Raw genomic sequence first — 15,110 nt, 5'->3', positions numbered from 1 at the left:
GGACCGTCCGACCGGTAGGCTGGACCGTTGTGATCACCGCGACCGACCTCGAAGTGCGCGCCGGCGTCCGCACCCTGCTGACCGCGCCCGGCGACCAGTTGCGCGTGCAGGCGGGCGACCGGATCGGCCTCGTCGGCCGCAACGGCGCCGGCAAGACGACCACCATGCGCATCCTCGCCGGCGAGGGCGAGCCCTACGCGGGCCGCATCATCTCCTCCGGCGACGTGGGCTATCTGCCCCAGGACCCGCGCGAGGGCGACCTCGACGTGCTCGCGAAGGACCGCGTCCTCTCGGCGCGCGGGCTCGACCAGATCGTCGCGCAGATGGCCAAGCAGCAGGTGCGCATGGGCGAGTTGGTCGGCGACGAGCTGGACACCGCGGTGCGCAAGTACGGCAACCTCGAGGAGCGCTTCTCCTCGCTCGGCGGCTACGCCGCGGAGTCCGAGGCCGCCCGGATCTGCAACAGCCTGGCCCTGCCCGAGCGGGTGCTGGAGCAGCCGCTGCGCACCCTGTCCGGCGGCCAGCGCCGCCGTGTCGAGCTCGCCCGTATCCTGTTCGCGGCGTCGGACGGCTCCGGCGGCAAGTCGGACACGACGCTGCTGCTCGACGAGCCGACCAACCACCTGGACGCCGACTCCATCGGCTGGCTGCGCACGTTCCTGCAGAACCACGACGGCGGGCTCATCGTGATCAGCCACGACGTGGACCTGCTCGCGGACGTCGTCAACCGGGTGTGGTTCCTCGACGCGGTGCGCGGCGAGGCCGACGTCTACAACATGGGCTGGAAGAAGTACATCGACGCCCGCGCCACCGACGAGCAGCGCCGGCGCCGTGAGCGCGCCAACGCCGAGAAGAAGGCGGGCGCCCTGCGGGTGCAGGCCGCGAAGATGGGGGCGAAGGCCACCAAGGCGGTCGCGGCCCAGAACATGCTGCGGCGTGCCGAGCGCATGATGAGCGAGCTCGACGACGTGCGGGTCGAGGACAAGACGGCGCGGATCAAGTTCCCCGCGCCGGCCCCCTGCAGCAAGACGCCGCTCATGGTCAAGAACCTCACCAAGACCTACGGCTCGCTGGAGATCTTCACCGGCGTCGACTTCGCGATCGACAAGGGCTCCCGCGTCGTCGTCCTCGGGCTCAACGGCGCGGGCAAGACGACCCTGCTCAAGCTGCTGGCGGGCGTCGAGACGCCCGATACGGGCGGGCTCGAGCCGGGGCGCGGCCTGAAGATCGGCTACTTCGCGCAGGAGCACGACACGCTCGACGACGAGGCGTCCGTCTGGGACAACATCCGGCACGCCTCGCCGGACGCGGGGGAGCAGGACCTACGCGGCCTGCTGGGTGCGTTCATGTTCACCGGCCCGCAGCTCGAGCAGCCCGCCGGCACGCTGTCCGGTGGTGAGAAGACTCGGCTCGCCCTCGCCGGGCTGGTCTCCTCGGCCGCGAACGTGCTGCTGCTCGACGAGCCGACCAACAACCTGGACCCCGTCAGCCGCGAGCAGGTGCTCGAGGCGCTGCGCTCCTACGAGGGCGCCGTCGTCCTGGTGACGCACGACCCGGGCGCCGCCGAGGCGCTCAACCCGGAGCGGGTGATCCTGCTGCCCGACGGCACCGAGGACCACTGGAACGCCGAGTACCAGGAGCTCATCGAGCTCGCCTGACCCGGTGCCCGACGGGGCCGTTGTGGGTGCCGGTCAGGGCAGGATCGAGTCGACGTAGCCGCCGTCCACGCGGACGGCGCCGCCGGTGGTCGCCGAGGCGAGCGGCGAGCTGAGGTAGACCACCATGTTGGCGATCTCCTCGGGCTCGATGAGGCGCTGGATCAGCGACTGCGGGCGGTGCAGGCGCATGAACTCGCGCTGCGCCTCCTCCCACGGCAGGTCGCGGCTCACGAGCTGGTAGACGAAGTCCTCCACGCCGCCGGTGTGCGTCGGTCCGGCGATGACCGAGTTCACGGTGACGCCGGTGCCCGCCGCCGCCTTGGCGAAGCCGCGGGACGCGCCGAGCAGCGCGGTCTTGGACACGCCGTAGTGGATCATCTCGGCGGGGATGACGATGGCGGAGTCACTGGCGATGTTGAGTACGCGGCCCCCAGCCGCGGTCCATCATGCCGGGCAGCAGCAGCCGGGTCAGGCGCACCGCGGCGAGCACGTTGACGTCGAAGTAGCGGCGCCACTCGTCGTCGGTGACCTCGAGGGGGTCCTCGGCGCCGAACACGCCCAGGTTGTTGACCAGCACGTCGACCACGCCGAGTTCGGAGACCGCGTGCTCCGCCTCGACCTCGACGGTGACGTCGGCGACGACGGGCACGAGCTCGGCGCCCGGCACCTCCGCCCGGATCGCGGCGATGGCACCGTCGACCCGGCCCTCGGACCGTCCGTTGATCCCGACCCGCGCTCCCGCCCGCGCGAGGCCCACCGCGATGGCGAGGCCGATGCCCTGGGTGGATCCGGTCACGAGGGCGGTCCGCCCGCTCAGGTCGATACGCATGCTGTCGACACTAGCCGCGGGACGGTCAGGCGCGCTCCGCGTAGACGAGGTCGTTGTTCTCGTAGCCCATCGGCGGGCCGATGAACTTCCCGCCGCAGGTGACGAGGATCAGCGTCTCCGGGCCGTCGAGGCGGTTGAGGTCGTCCGTCGGGAGGACGCCCTTATTGACGGACGCGGTGCGGGTGACGCGGTATCGGACCGCCGCCCCGTCCTTACCGGTGAGCGTGACCTCGTCGCCGCGGGCGAGGCCGGAGAACCGCTTCGCGTAGCCCGCGCCCTGCCGGGCGTCGTCGACGTGGCCCGTCACGACGACCGAACCCGCGCCGGATCCCGGCAGCGCCGAGTCGACCCACCAGCCGACGCGGCTCACGTCCGTCGGCGGGTACAGGGCTCCCTGGGAGTCGGTGGCGACGGCGTCGATCGGGGCCTGCGCCCCGTCGACGCTGACGGCGACCGGTGTGGTCGGCTCGGCCGCCGTCGCGCTCACCGGGGGCCGGAGGTCGCTCTGCGCGCTCGGGTTCGACGACGGGGCCGCCGCCGTCCCCGCGACGGTGCTCCCGCAGCCCGCGAGGGCGAGCACCGCCGCGGCGGCGACCACGAGCGACGACGTGCGGCGCAGCATCAGAGCGTCCGTCCGGACGGGATCGACGCGATCGGGACACGGACGCCGGGGTTGCGGACCACGGGGCCGGCACCGATCTTCGAGTTCGTCACGCGCACCTGGAACTGCGGCGTCAGGCGCACCTCGAACGCGACGGCCGCGGCGTCGCGGACGTAGCCCGCGGGGGCGGCGGTCTCGGTGGCGCGGTAGCAGCCCGAGGGGAGCGAGAAGGCGGCGACGCCGTTCTCGCCCGTCGTCACCGCGCGGACGGCCTCGTCGGAGCCGCAGCGGGCGATGACGAAGGACGCGCCCGCGAGCGGGGCACCGGTGATGCGGTCGGTCTTGACCAGCGTGCCGTTGGTCTCGACCTCGCCGGGCGGGATCGTGACGCCGCAACGGAAGCGGAACGCGAGCCGGTTGACGCCGTTGCCCTCGACGCGGGAGTAGGCGTTCGGGCCGAGCAGGACGCACGAGGACGGCCACGCGGTGAGCACGACGCTGACGCAGTCGCGGGGGAAGGCGCCCCCGCCGTTACCGGCGCTGTCGGTGCGCGCGCCGCCCAGCGGCCGCCAGGTGTCGCACTCGGCGACGGCGTACTCCGACGCGACGCCCCGGCCGTCCTGGTCGCGGGCGGCGAGCGTGAAGCGGACGGTGCGGTTCGGCGGCGGCGTGGTCGACGTCGGCGGGACGATGCCGCCGCGCTCCAGGCTGAAGAGGAAGTCGACGCGACCCGAGGCCGACGTCTTGGTCTGCACCGAGGGGGAGACGAGGTGCCAGTTTGTCGGCACGTTCTCCATGGTGGCGCGGACGCAGGGTCCGGTCACCGTCGTCGCGCCGCCGTGGGACAGCGTCGCGGCGGGGCCGCCGGAGCAGCCCTGGACGCGCACCGTCGCTCCGGGGACGCCGACGCCCTGCGTCTTCGCGTCGATGATCTGCACGGCGCCCACGGTGAGCCGCCCGGGCGGTCCCTGCGGTGGCGTCGTGGTGGTCGGCGCGGGCGTGGCCGGGAGCGTGATCGTCGGCGACGGGGTGGTCGGCTTCGGGGCCGGAGTCGTGGTTGTCGGGGTCGGAGTGGGCACCGGCGGTGTCGTCGTGGTGGCCGGCGCCTGGGTCGTGACCGGCGCCGGCGCCGGCGTGGTCGGCTCGGCGCCCGCGACGGCGGGCACCAGGCCCAGTATCGGGATGAGTGCCGCCGGCAGCGCCAGCGCGCCTCGGATCCGGTTCCTCCGCGTCGTGTTCCGCATCGCGTCCTCCTCGTGGTGATTCCCCCTGCGGCGATGTCCGCCGACATGAGGGAGATCGCGACGCGGCGCGGATTCCGTTAGCCGTGTTACGAGATCGTTATGGCCCGATCGACCGCGGCGAGTACCGCCGAGGCCCCGTTCTCGGCCGTGATCGCGCTGCTCAGGGCGCCGGCGGCGGTGCGGAAGGCGGCATCGTCCACGGCGGCACGTATCGCGTCGGCGAGGGTGGAAACCGTGACCTCGGTCCGGGGGATCGGGGCGGTCGCCGCGCCGAGCGCGTGGATGCGGTGGGCCCAGAAGAACTGGTCCGCGCCGGGCGAGGGGAGCGGCACCGTCGGGACGCCGGCGCGCAGGGCCGAGGCGGTCGTGCCCGCCCCGCACGAGTGCACGACGGCGGCGAGGCGCGGGAACAGCCACGAGTACGGGGCGGCACCGATGTTCAGGACGTCGGCGCGGTCCGGGACGCGCAGCCCGGCGCCGCCCGCCTGGACGATGCCACGGACCCCGGCGCGGGCTAGCGCCTCGTCGAGGACCGCGGAGAGGCGGTCGCGCTCGGCGGTGTCGACCATGAGCGAGCCGAGGCCTATGAGGACGGGCGGCGGACCGTCGGCGAGGAAGGACTCGAGCTCGCTCGACGGTGCCCAGCCCTCCGGTTCGGGGGACCACCAGTAGCCGGTGACGTCGATGCCGGGGCGCCAGTCGGCGGGACGGGGCAGGACAGCGGGGGACCAGCCGCCGAGGATGGGCTGGCCCGCCGCCGCGCGGCCGCGCCGGAGCCGGTGGGCCGAGCGCCGCGGGAGCCCGAGATCGCGGCGCAGGTCGGCGATCATGCCGTTGTACAGGGCGTCGACGGTGCGTTCGGCGGCCCGGCCCGCCGCGAGATTGAGTGCGCCGCCCGCCGACCACGCGCCGATCAGGCTGGGCGGGAACGCGCGGGTGGCGGAGATCGGCTGTAGCCGAAGGAGGATCCCCGGGATGCCCCGCGCCTCCGCGAGCGCCTGGCCCGCGGGTTCGGCGAAGGGCGTCATGAGCACGACGTCGGCGGGGACGTCGTCGACGGCGGCGAGGAGGGCGCGGCTGAGCTGCCGGATCCCGGACGGCTTGACCAGGGCCATCGCATCCTTGAGTGTGGGCTCGCCGGAGGCCTCGCCGAGGTCGATGTCGATCGCGCGGGCGTCGAGGCCGAGGTCCGCGGTCTCGACGGCGAGTTCGGTGTTGGTGGTGATGGTGACGATGTGGCCGGCGCGCTGCAGGCGCAGGCCGAGCCCGGCGAGCGGCATCGTGTCGCCGCGGGAGCCGTAGGTGGCGATCAGGACGTGGGCCATGGTGTGCCTCGATTCGGTGGGGTCAGGGTGCGCACGCGCGGAGGAAGGCGTCGACGAGGTCGTCGGCGTAGCCGTTCAGGTCGAAGGCGGGGTCGACGATCCGGCTGAACATGGCGTTGCCGATGGCCCCGCGGACGGCGGACGCGATGGACGTGGGGTTGAGCGGGCGGAATTCGCCGGTGTCGACGCCGTCACCGAGGATCACCTCCAGCTCGACGCGCGCGCGATCGGTGTCGAGGTCGGGGTCGACCGGCAGGTCCCACAGCCGGACCCCGCCCTTGCCACGGAAGCCGTTGCCGATCTCGGTGATCGCGACCTGGTGCGCGGGGTGGGTCTCGAGGTAGCCGAGGTGCGCGCGGATGTGGGCCTCGAGCCTGCCCGCGGCGGTCTGCGCCGCGTCGACGGCGGGGACCATGACCTCGAACAGGGTGCGGTAGCACTCGGAGACCACGGCCGCGATGAGGCTGTCCTTGTCGCCGAAGTGGTAGAGCACGACGCTCATCGCGACGCCGGCGCGGTCGGCGATCTTGCGGACGGAGGCCTGTGCGTAGCCGAGTTCGGCGATGGCCTCGATGGCGCATGCCGTGATCTGGGCGCGCCGGGCCTGCTCGGTGAAGGTCTCCGAAGATCGCATGATCTAATTGTAGATCAGTTGATCTATGCGGGTCAGAGGAGCCGGTCCTCCGGCGACGTGGCGCCCGCCGGCTCCAGGTAGTACTCGGTGCCGACCAGCGGTGCGAGCACCCACGCGGGCAGGCGCAGCACGAGTCGCAGGATCCGTGCGACGGTCCCCGACTTCGCGATCTCCGACCGGTGGGCGGCGAGCGCGCGCTGCTTGGCCGCGACGTGCCTGCGCACATCCACGCGGTGCGTGATCTGCGCCGCCGGCGTGAACCAGGTACGCGCCTGCTCGAGATGCCCCGGCCGCAGGAACCGGAGTCGGACCGCGATCGCGAGGACGCGCAGGATCGACTCGCGCGGCGCGGTCGCCTCCACGAGTCGGACGCCGGTGAGTTCCGCTGCGCGGCGCGCGATGTGGTGCACGGCGAGGTGGTCCCGGTGCCGGTAGCCGCCGGCCTCGTCGGAGCCGAGCAGCAGGTCGGCCGCGACCTCGTGCACGATCGCCGCGAGCCGCTCGGCGGGCTCCTCGACGCCGGCGCGGACGAGCCGCACCCGGCCGGGAGGGTCCGGGTACAGCTCCCCGCCGTGCCCGCTGTCGGCGTAGCCGAGCCAGCGCACCTCGTGGACGCCCAGTTCCGCGGCGGCTGCGGACAACTCGTCGAGCCGTCGTCGGGGCTCGGGCTCGTCGTCGCCGCGCATCATCCCGTCGGTGGCGACCACGATCACGACGCGGTGCCCCTCCGTCGCGAACCGCGCGAGGGTTCCGCCCGCGAGCAGCGTCTCGTCGTCCGGGTGGGCGTTGAGCGCGACGACCGAGGCCATGCGCTCTGTATAGCAGTTCCGCGGCCGCCGGGCCCGCCGCCGGTCCGCCACCGCCGGGTGGCGGACCGTGCGCGGTCAGGCGTCGCGGAGCTCGCGGCGCAGGATCTTTCCGGTCACCGTCTTCGGCAGTTCCGCGACGATCCGCACGTCGCGCGGGTACTTGTACGCGGCCATCCGCTCGCGGCAGTGCGCGATGAGTTCCTCCGGCGTGACCTCGCCGCCGGGCATGAGACTGACGAAGGCCCGCACCGTCTCGCCCCGGATCTCGTCGGGGACGCCGACGACGGCCGCCTCGCGGACCGCCGGGTGCTCGGCCAGCACGTCCTCGACCTCGCGCGGCCACACCTTGTAGCCCGAGGCGTTGATCATGTCCTTCTTGCGGTCCACGATGAACACCCAGCCGCGCTCGTCCATGAAGCCCACGTCGCCGCTGTGCAGCGCCCCGCCGGGGATCCCGGCCGCGGTCTCCTCGGGCTTGTTCCAGTACCCGGCGACCACCTGCGGCCCCTCGGCGACGATCTCGCCGATCTCCCCGAGCGGGAGGTCGGCACCGTCGTCCCCGACGATCCGCACCACCGTCGACGGGGCCGGTAACCCGACCGACAGCGCGCCCGAGTCCGGGTCGACGGGGATCTCCACGCCGAACGGCGAGACCGTCATCGGGCTCGTGGTCTCGGTGAGCCCGTAGGCGTTGTGGAGCGGCCGGCCCGTGGCCTCGGCGAAGCGCCGCGCGGCCGTCGGGGAGATCGGCGCGCCGCCCGAGTACACCGACGCGAGCGAGGCGAACGCGTCCCGGTCGTAGTCGGGATGGTTGAGCAGCGCGTTGAACGCCGTCACCGCGCCGATCGTGCAGGTGGGGCGGTGCTCGCGCATCGTCTCCAGCATCACCGCGGGGTCGAAGCGGTACGCCAGGATCATCGGCATCGGGGCGAGCATGCTCAGCGCGATGTGTCCGATGAGGCCCGTGATGTGGAACAGCGGAGCGATCGCCAGTACCGCCGCGTCGCTGCCGGGCGCGAACTTCGCCGCGTCCCGGTAGACGGTGGCGGTGAAGACCACGTTGCGGTGGGTATTGATCGCGCCCTTCGGTTTCCCGGTGGTCCCCGACGTGTACGTGAGGAAGGCGGTGTCGCCGGGCTCGGGGGAGACGGGCGGCGGCACCTCACCGCGGTGCGCCGCGATGAACTCCAGCAGGTCCGTCGCCCCGTCCGGCGTCGCCCGACGGGGTCCGGGGAACAGCCGGGGGTCGGCGCGGGTCTGCAGGTCGAGGCCGCTGGTGGTGAGTACCGTGCGGACCGCGGTGCCGGGCACCACGTCGCGCGCGACGTCCTCGTACAGGTCGTCGAGCGCGAGGAGCGCGGTCGCGCCGGAGTCGAGGAGCAGGTTCTCGAGCTCGCGGGCGCGGCTCATCGGGTTGATCGACACGGTGCACCCGCCGGCCTTCCACGCCGCGACCATCCCGATCACGAACTGGGGCACGTTCTGCAGGTAGAGCGCCAGCCGGTCGCCGGGCGCGAAGCCCTCCGCGATCAGTCCCGCCGCCAGCGCGTCCGTCAGCGCGTCGAGCTCCCGACGGGTGATGGTCCCGTCGAAGTAGCGGATCGCCGCCTGGTCGGGATGGCTCGCGACGCCCGCTCGGAACATGTCGAGCGCGCTGTCGACGGTGATGTCCACCTCCGCGGGCAGCGACTCGTACCGGCCCACCCAGGGGCGCTGCGCGGATCCCGTCACGGTGCTCACTTCACCACGACCGGGTTGACGGGCGCGCCGCTGCCCTGCGCGATCTTCAGCGGGGCGGCGGTGTACATGAACTCGTAGACGCCGTCGGCGGCGCAGTCCGCGGCCAGGGCCTCGAGGTCGGTGATCTCCGTGAAGACCACGCCGAGGTTGCGCATCAGCGCGCAGTGCAGGGTGAGCGCGACGCCGTTGTTCTGGTCCGTCGTGACCTCGTTGGCGATGGTGTCGGTCACCAGGTTCGGGATCTCGTTGTCGGCGAACCACTGCACCAGCTCGGGGCTGTACTGCAGGCCGGGCTCGCAGAAGCCCTCGTAGAAGGCGTCGCCGAGCTCGAAGAAGAGCTGCAGGTAGTTGGTGCGGATGAGCAGCACGTCGCGCGGCCGCAGCTCGACGCCCTGCGCGGCGGCGCAGGCCTCGAGGTCGGTGTGGTCGAAGGTCTCCGCGGTGTCGAGGTGCTCCTTGCCGCGGAAGCGCGCCATGTCGAGCAGCACGCCGCGGCCCACCACGCCGCGCTGCGCGATCGGCTCCACGCTCGCCACGTCCATGCCGCCGACCGTCGTGCGGGCGTCGTAGCCGTTCCACAGCTTGCCGTCGTACCAGACGTGGCCCAGCGCGTCGTACTGCGTGGACCCCTGCAGGAAGGCGTCGATCTTGTCGTCGGCGTAGTGCAGGCCGCCGGGGAACTGCGGCGCCTCCGCGCCGTCCCAGCTCGCCTCGTCCATGATCTGCGTGCGCACCGCCGGGCTGCGGCCGGGCCACACGGGGTCGCCCTTGGGGTCGCCGATCAGTCGCTGCAGGGTGAAGACCTTGCCGCTGCGCACCAGCGCCGCGGCTGCGATCGCCTGCTCCGGGCCGAGGTAGTTGAGCGAGCCCACCTCGTCGTCCGGGCCCCACTTGCCCCAGTTCGACGGTGCCTGCGCGAGCAGGTCGCCGAGGTCGGGCGCGGTCACGGTCTGTTCGGTCATCGGTCCTCCTGGTTCGACGGTGCGCCGGGCTCTTCCGGCGGTGACGCGTGTCACAATCGAAGGTAGGAAGCGCGCGGCGGCGGAACGTTCGCCCGCGCGCACGGTTCTTTCGCGCAGGCGCACGCGCCGCGGGGAGGGAGGAGCAGGGCGTGCCGTACACGATCGACGGCCTGGTCACCGGGGCCGAGCGGCGCCTCACCGGCTCCCGCGCGCACGGAGCGTGGCGGGATTGGTGCAGCGGCGTCCACGGCGAGTTCGACATCTCCTTCGACGGCGACGGCTACCGCGGCGACGTTCTGCGCCAGCGCACCGACGAGTACCAACTGGTCTCCTGGACCAGCCAGCGCGAGCACGTGCGCCGCGACGCGCGCGGCATCCGCAACGACCCGCGCGGACACTACGAGCTGTTCATGCCCTTGAAGGGCGCGCTGCACGTGGGCGGCGACGTCACCGAGGGCGCCCTCATGCCGGGGGAGATGGTGCTGGTCTCCATCGACTCGCCGTTCGTGCTCGCGCACGAGGACGACGCCTCCGCGCTGGCCCTCCTCATCCCCGAGCACCGGGTTTCGCGCACACTCGGCGCGGTCTCCAAGGAGGGCGTGCGGCTGCGCGGCGGCCGCGGCCTGGGCCGCGTCACCCGGGACCTCGCGGCGGCGCTGATCGACGAGCGGGAGCAGCTCACGGCGGCCGAGTTCGACGCCGCGTGTGACCGCGCCGTGGATCTGTTCTGCCTCGCCGCCAGCGGGGAGGCCGACGGTGCCGGCGCCGCGGACGACGACGTCCGGGCCGCGGTTCTGCGGCACGTGCGCGCCCACGCCACGGAGCGGGACCTGAGCCTGGCGGGCGTCGCGGCGGCGGTCGGCTGGTCGGCGCGGCACATCCAGGCGGTGCTCTCCCGTACCGGCGAGACCTTCTCCGACGCCGTGCGCGGCGAGCGCCTGGAGCTGGCCCGGGACCGGCTCACCGATCCGCGCTGGGCCGGCCGCGGGATCGCGTTCATCGCCGACTCCGTCGGCTACGGCTCGGCGAGCGCGTTCAGCACCGCCTTCAGCCGGCGGTTCGGGCGCTCGCCACGGGCGCACCGGGCCGGCGCCGCGGACTGACGCACGTGGCCCGCCGCCGCCAGGGCGGCGGACTGATCAGCGCGACGGGGCGAGCTCGCCGAACGTGGCGTACCGGGCGTCCGAGCGGGCACCGTCGGGCGTGACCTGCTTGTCCACCAGGATCACCTGCCCGATGAAGGGCTCGACGATGCCGACCATGCGGATCGGGGCGGCGATGAGGAGCTGGAAGCCGAACTGCTCGAACGCCCGTAGCGACTGCGCCGAGAAGCGCTCGTCCGACTTGCTGAAGGCCTCGTCGAGCATGAGCGGCGCGAACGCGGGCTCGTTCGACCCGTCGATGCCGTGGCTGCCCAGGGCGAAGCTCAGCGCCGCCGCGAGGCAGAACGCGACCAGTTTCTCCTGCTCGCCGCCGGAGTTCGTGGCGGTGTTGCGGTAGGTGACCACCGCGGGGGCGTCCGGCTCGGCGCCGACGGCGTTCTCCTTGCCGTAGAAGGAGTAGCCCGTGCGCACGTCGAGGACGTTCTCCGTCCATCGGCGCGATTCCGGGTCGTCGCCCGTCAGGCGCAGCACCAGGCCGCGGATCCGCTTGAACTGCGCGGCCATCGCCGCCGGCTCGGCGCGCTTCGCGGCGGGGGCGTCGCGCACCATCTCGTCGACCATCTTCGCGAACTCCGTCGCCTCCGGCGTGGGCCGGGCGGCGTAGGCGATCTGCAGGTAGGTGCCCTCGTTGAACTCCACCCGGCGCAGGCCCGCGTTGACGTCGGCGATACCGCGGGTGATGGCCCGGTGCGTGTCGTCGACCTCCTTGAACAGGTTCGACACCGAGTGGCTGACGTCGGTCGTGATGAGCCGCCGGAACTTCTCCGTGGCGGCGGCGAGACCGTGCGCGACGAGGTTCTCGTGCACCGCCACGAAGTCCGGGGCGGACGCGACGTCGGCGGACAGCTCCGTCGAGGCGTCCGGCCATTCGCGGAGGAACTGCTCGGCGGTGCGGACGATGCGCGCCTCGGCGGCGTCCCGCTCGGCGGTCGCGGCGGCCTGCTGCCGCTCCAGCTCGGCGCGGAGGTCGGCACGGACCTCGCCGAAGGAGTCGAGGGTGAGCCGCCGGGGCTTCGCCTCGTCGGCGGTGAGCAGGTGCCACAGCGCGGTCGCGAGGAAATCCTCGTCTTCGCTCGTCAGCTTCGGGGCGCTCTCGGCGTCGATCTTCTCGAACTCGGCGAGGAGGTCGTCGAACTCGGTGCCGGCGCGGTTCATGGTCTCGGTCAGGGCGCCGATGCGGGTCTGCGCCTCGGCCAGCTCGCCGTAGGCGTTGTCGGCCTGCAGCTCCAGCTCCCCGAGGTCGGCGTTGCCGGAGCGGGCGTCGGAGATCCGGTCGGCCAGCTCCTCGGCCTCGGCCTTCGCCGCCCAGTGGTCCAGCTCGGCCCACGACGTGTAGCCCAGCACGCCGGCGGCGCTGTCGGCGACGGCCTTGTGCTCGGCGAGGTCGTCGCGCAGCGTCGCCGACGCCTCGGCGGCCTTGGCGTGCACGGCGGCCAGCTCGTCGCGGCGGCGCTGCAGCGCCTCGCGCTTGCTGCCCGTGTTGGTGCCGAGCACCCACTGCGAGCGGTCCGCGACGGCGCGGCGGTCGTCCTTGCGGAACCGGCCGCCCGCGTTCTTCACCAGGCCCTCGGCGGTGACGGCCTGCTCGTGGCGCTCCAGCTCAGCGGGGGAGTCCACGCAGGTGTGCCGCGCGGCGCGCGCGACCGCGCCGGACAGCCACCGTCCGGCCTCGGTCGACGTGTCCACCGTCAGCTTGGCGGCCAGGGAGCCGGGATCCGGGCGGGTGGGGTCGGCACCGTCGACCACCTGGTACGTGAGCACGCCCTGGACGCGGTGGGCGTTGACGTAGTCGGCGACGGCGCGCTGGTGCTCGGCGGGGACCAACAGCGTCGTGGCCAGCGGACGCAGCACGCGCTCGGCCGCGCCGGCCCACGTCGCCTGCTCCGCGGGCTCGACGTCGATGAGCTCCGCCGCGTACGGGAGATCCTCCGCGGGAACACCGGTGGCGCGGGCGATCACGTCGCGCTGGTCCAGCAGCGCGGGCGGCAGCAGCGAGGCGCGGCGGTCGAGAACGGAGAGCTCGTCGTCCACGGACTCGACGGCGCGGCGCGCGTCGGACTCGTCCGTGTACGCGGAGTGCACGCGCCCGGCGAGGGCCTCGGCGGCCTCGGTCGCGCGGTCGCGGATCCCGGGGACCTGCTCGCGCAGCGCGGCGAACTCCTCCGCCGACTCCGGCGCGCGCTCGCCGAGCTTCTCGACCGCGGCGGCGAAGCGCTCGTAGGCGCGCTGGCGGGCCTGGGTCTGCAGCTCGCGCGACTGGAGCTCGGCCTCGAGCACGCCGACCTCGCCCTGTTCCTGCCGGAGCCGGTGCAGCAGGTCGTTGTAGCGGATCTTGCGCTCCTCGGCGCGGTCCTCCCAGCGGGCGATCTGCGCGTCGACGCCGGCCCGCTCGCCCTCGATCCGGTCCATCTGCTCCTGCAGCAGCCGCAGCTTGTGCCCGCGCAGATAGGACCGCACGGGCGCGCCGAGCAGGTCGGCCGCGCGGGTCGTCCCGACGGTGGCGGAGCGGTACTTCTCGTAGGCCTCCGGCATCGGCCGCAGCACCTTCTCCTGCGCCTCGGCGCGCGCCGCGGCCCGGTAGGCCTCGTCGAGCTGGGTGAAGTTCTCCACCAGGCGCTCGGCGCGGGCATAGGTCTGCGGCCGGTCCAGCATGTAGGTGCGGATGAAGGCGTCGAGGTCGCCGACGTTCTTCATGGCCTTCGCCTTGCCGAGCAGCGCGAGCGCGGCGGAGGAGGTGCCGATGCCGACCCGGCGGCGCAGCGCGTCCTGGTACGCCGCCTGGGTGTCGAATGACTCCACGCCGCTGTGCCGCGAGCGCCAGCCGCGGGTGTCGAAGCCGGCGGTCGCCCACTCCTGTAGGTCCAGGAGATCGAAAGCGCCGGAGTGGATCTGGTACCAGGACTTGAGCGAAGCACCGTCGGTGCCGCTGCCCGGGAACCACTTCACGGCGACGGCCGTGGTGACGTTGCCCGCACCGTTGTCGTAGGTCGCGGCGACGGCCGACCAGGTGGCCGAATCGCCGCGTAGGTACTGCACCTTGGACTGCTGGTGCTCGTCGTCGTTGACCGACCATGCGCCGCGCACGTAGTCCGCCATGGAGCGGGCGGCGCGCTTGGCGCCCTTCGCCGTCATGTCGGCGGAGGCGTTGAAGGACTGGTCGTAGGTGGGCAGCAGCACCACCGAGTGCGCGTCCATCAGCGAGCTCTTGCCCGAGCCCGACGGGCCGGTGAGGATCACGCCCCGCTCGTCGATGGGGAAGTCCTTGTAGCCGTCGAAGGTGCCCCAGTTGACCACCTGCAGGCGGGTGAGACGGTACTGGCCGAGATGCTTGCGGGTCACTGCTGCTCCTGCGTCTCGTTCTCGGGCTCGGTGTCGTTCTCCGGCTCGACGGTGCCGTCCTCGCCGTCCGGCTCTTCGAGTCCGTCGACGGGGGCCGCGGCCTCGCCCAAATCCTGATCGGTGCTGGCAAGGTCGCGGTAGGCGGCGGTGTACAGGTCCACCTGCTCGGGGGTGAGCAGGGAGGCGATCACCGAGTGCACGGCGTACCGGTCGCTGGTGCCGACGCGGCGGATCAGCCGGCGGGTCTCCAGCTGGTTGATCGCGGCGTCGGCCTTCTTCACGAAGCCGGCCTCGTCGGTGTCGCGCGCGGGACGGAAGGTCAGCAGGTGGTCGATCATCTCCTGCCGCTCCACGACCGCCGTCTCGTCCGGGCTGGACAGGTGCTTGAGGCGCAGGAACAGCGCCAGCACCGACGCGGCGAGCGAGAGGCTCTGCGCGCGCAGCAGATTCCGCTGCCGGGGGTCGTTCTCGCTGACCTGGCGGGTGAAGGCGTGCTTGGTCTCGCGGTTGATCTCCAGCAGCAGGTTCAGCTCGGAGAGCCGGCTGCGCAGCAGCGTCTCCTCGGCCTCGATGACGGCCCAGTTCTTCGACCGCGACGAGACGTGCGGCGCCGCGATCAGCTCCTGCAGCGCGTAGCAGACCGAGTTCGGCAGGGCGGAGGTGTCGCCGTCGAAGCGGGGCGCCGTGTCGGCGCCGCGCAGCGACGTGATCGCCTCGTCGTCGGCGATGCTGAAGTCGGCGAGGTCGATCTCGGGGAGCACGTCGTCCGCGATGTCCAGTGCGGCGTCGAGCGATTCGTCGGTCAT

Annotated in this window: 11 protein-coding genes and 1 pseudogene; 2 read left to right on the top strand and 10 right to left on the bottom strand. The window is 72.9% G+C overall.

Annotated features, from left to right (window positions below; genetic code table 11):
• Positions 1 to 29 precede the first annotated feature (29 nt).
• A complete protein-coding gene (locus ACM9LD_RS08535; protein ID WP_415676252.1) occupies positions 30 to 1,658 on the top strand; it encodes an ABC-F family ATP-binding cassette domain-containing protein in 1,629 nt (542 codons plus the stop codon).
• A gap of 33 nt (positions 1,659 to 1,691) precedes the next feature.
• Here the strand turns inward: ACM9LD_RS08535 and ACM9LD_RS08530 are convergent.
• The 8 genes and pseudogenes from ACM9LD_RS08530 to ACM9LD_RS08495 all read right to left on the bottom strand — a co-directional run bounded on the left by ACM9LD_RS08530 (position 1,692) and on the right by ACM9LD_RS08495 (position 9,802).
• A pseudogene (locus ACM9LD_RS08530) lies at positions 1,692 to 2,487 on the bottom strand (SDR family NAD(P)-dependent oxidoreductase).
• Positions 2,488 to 2,512: 25 nt separating this feature from the next.
• Positions 2,513 to 3,109: a class F sortase gene (locus ACM9LD_RS08525; RefSeq protein ID WP_415676251.1), complete on the bottom strand. Its 597-nt coding sequence runs from the start codon at positions 3,107 to 3,109 to the stop codon at positions 2,513 to 2,515.
• Positions 3,109 to 4,332, bottom strand: a complete 1,224-nt coding sequence (locus ACM9LD_RS08520; RefSeq protein WP_415676250.1) for a prealbumin-like fold domain-containing protein — start codon at positions 4,330 to 4,332, stop codon at positions 3,109 to 3,111. Before ACM9LD_RS08520 ends, ACM9LD_RS08525 begins: the two co-directional genes overlap by 1 nt.
• Positions 4,333 to 4,418: 86 nt before the next feature.
• Positions 4,419 to 5,657, bottom strand: a complete 1,239-nt coding sequence (locus tag ACM9LD_RS08515; RefSeq protein ID WP_415676249.1) for a glycosyltransferase — start codon at positions 5,655 to 5,657, stop codon at positions 4,419 to 4,421.
• Positions 5,658 to 5,679: 22 nt separating this feature from the next.
• Positions 5,680 to 6,291: a TetR/AcrR family transcriptional regulator gene (locus ACM9LD_RS08510; RefSeq protein ID WP_415676248.1), complete on the bottom strand. Its 612-nt coding sequence runs from the start codon at positions 6,289 to 6,291 to the stop codon at positions 5,680 to 5,682.
• Between the two features lie 32 nt (positions 6,292 to 6,323).
• On the bottom strand, positions 6,324 to 7,100 hold the full coding sequence (locus tag ACM9LD_RS08505; protein WP_415676247.1) for a PIG-L deacetylase family protein: 777 nt from the start codon (positions 7,098 to 7,100) through the stop codon (positions 6,324 to 6,326).
• Between the two features lie 75 nt (positions 7,101 to 7,175).
• Positions 7,176 to 8,831, bottom strand: coding sequence for an AMP-binding protein (locus tag ACM9LD_RS08500; RefSeq protein ID WP_415676246.1), 1,656 nt, complete (start codon positions 8,829 to 8,831; stop codon positions 7,176 to 7,178).
• Positions 8,832 to 8,836: 5 nt separating this feature from the next.
• Complete coding sequence (locus ACM9LD_RS08495; RefSeq protein ID WP_415676245.1) at positions 8,837 to 9,802, bottom strand: cyclase family protein; 966 nt, start codon at positions 9,800 to 9,802, stop codon at positions 8,837 to 8,839.
• A 149-nt stretch (positions 9,803 to 9,951) separates the two neighbouring features.
• Here ACM9LD_RS08495 and ACM9LD_RS08490 point away from each other — a divergent pair, with 149 nt between their 5' ends.
• A complete protein-coding gene (locus ACM9LD_RS08490) occupies positions 9,952 to 10,905 on the top strand; it encodes a helix-turn-helix transcriptional regulator (protein ID WP_415676244.1) in 954 nt (317 codons plus the stop codon).
• 36 nt (positions 10,906 to 10,941) lie between these two features.
• Here ACM9LD_RS08490 and ACM9LD_RS08485 read toward each other — a convergent pair whose 3' ends face one another.
• Positions 10,942 to 14,304 carry an ATP-binding protein gene (locus tag ACM9LD_RS08485; protein ID WP_415676243.1) on the bottom strand — a complete coding sequence of 1,121 codons (3,363 nt, stop codon included), beginning with the start codon at positions 14,302 to 14,304 and terminating at the stop codon, positions 10,942 to 10,944.
• On the bottom strand, positions 14,301 to 15,110 hold the full coding sequence (locus ACM9LD_RS08480; protein ID WP_415676242.1) for a DUF4194 domain-containing protein: 810 nt from the start codon (positions 15,108 to 15,110) through the stop codon (positions 14,301 to 14,303). The genes ACM9LD_RS08485 and ACM9LD_RS08480 overlap by 4 nt, the downstream gene beginning before the upstream one ends.

This window comes from Tsukamurella hominis (genome assembly GCF_965137015.1).
Classification (GTDB): Bacteria; Actinomycetota; Actinomycetes; order Mycobacteriales; family Mycobacteriaceae; genus Tsukamurella; species Tsukamurella hominis.
The sequence above is the reverse complement of the archived record's forward strand: the minus strand, read 5'-3'. Positions and strand labels throughout refer to the sequence as shown.